This is a genomic window from Actinophytocola sediminis (genome assembly GCF_054779715.1).
Genome location: NZ_BAAGXS010000034.1, coordinates 1 through 562, shown reverse-complemented (window position 1 = coordinate 562; position 562 = coordinate 1). Strand labels below are relative to the sequence as shown.

Annotated in this window: 1 pseudogene; it reads right to left on the bottom strand. The window is 64.7% G+C overall.

The window, feature by feature from the left end:
• Positions 1 to 562 (bottom strand): annotated as a pseudogene (locus ACYVIP_RS21875) (transposase); the annotation flags it as partial.

Genomic DNA, 562 nt, shown 5'->3' with positions numbered 1-562 from the left:
GCCTTGGCGTTTGATGTGCAAGACGCCAGCAGCGGACAGTTGCGGCAGATCGTCGGGTTGCTCCTGTAGTGGCGATAACCGCCGCGATCGGTGGTGGCGTAAGTGAGCAACTGGCCCTGCGGGCAACGATAGCCGTCAAGGTCCGGCTCATGGACGAAAGCGCCCTTCCTCATCTTGCCAGGCTTTGGCCGGGGCGGGTTGCGATAGCCGACGACACCGTGGATGTTCCTGTCCTCCAGGCCCTTGGCGATGCCTGGCGTGGCATAGCCGGCATCCAGCCCCGCCGCCGTGACGTCGAAGCCGAAACGCTCCACCTGGCGGTCGAGCCGGTCGAGATAGACGATCGAGTCATGCACGTTGGCCGGCGTNCAGGATCGGTGCGCGAGACCTTCGTCTCTTTCACCGCAGGCTGCCGCTCCTGCTCCTTCAGCGCCTTCTGGCCGTGCAACGCCCGTTCGGCATCGATCGCCCGGTCGAGCTCGCCCCAGTAGTCGGCACGCGACTTGGCGACCATGGCAAGGTCGTACTTGCCCTTGTTGGCATTGGCCTTCAGGTGCGTGCT